We start from the raw sequence: 700 nt of genomic DNA, 5'->3' as shown, positions 1-700 counted from the left end.
AAGATTTATCCCGGCGGGGAACCGCAGCAAACATTCATAGATACATATAGCCGTGTAGCATTTGCAAAGGTGTATGATCGCAAAAATGCGCTGGTTGCAGCGGATATGCTTAATGATAAAGTATTACCTTTTTATCAGGATCAGGAAGTAGATCTGCTCCGTATACTGACCGACCGAGGAACCGAATATTGTGGTGCAAAGGAACAGCACGAATATCAGTTATATTTAAATATTGAGGATATCGATCACACCAGAACGAAGGCAAAAAGTCCTCAGACCAACGGTATATGTGAGCGTTTCCATCGGACCATGCAAGAGGAGTTTTATGCTATAGCATTCCGCAAGAAGATCTACGACAGCTTGGAAACATTGCAGGCAGACATTGAAAAGTGGATCCAATACTACAATGTCGAAAGAACACATAGTGGCAGATACTGTTATGGCAAAACACCATTGCAAACCTTTTTAGATAGTAAAGCAATTGCCAAAAGCAAGAATATCAATGAGCTTTTCGATAAAAGTGATAACTTTAAATTGCCTGGTGAAGTGGAAACGAGCTCTGCTGGAGAGCAACTTGTCAGGAATATCCAGGTCGACGGAAATGAAAAAGGGGCTGAGAATCTCCCGGCCCCTTCTCAATTTCATTTTTTGAGAAATACCTAAAAAAACTCAACTGTCAGATCTAGTGTTGGTTATTACA

Annotated in this window: 1 pseudogene; it reads left to right on the top strand. The window is 41.0% G+C overall.

Features of this window, described 5'->3' with window-relative positions:
- Positions 1-510 (top strand): annotated as a pseudogene (locus X939_RS22815) (integrase core domain-containing protein); the annotation flags it as partial.
- Positions 511-700 lie beyond the last annotated feature (190 nt).

Source organism: Dyadobacter tibetensis Y620-1 (assembly GCF_000566685.1).
GTDB classification, from domain to species: Bacteria; Bacteroidota; Bacteroidia; order Cytophagales; family Spirosomataceae; genus Dyadobacter; species Dyadobacter tibetensis.
The sequence above is the reverse complement of the archived record's forward strand: the minus strand, read 5'-3'. Positions and strand labels throughout refer to the sequence as shown.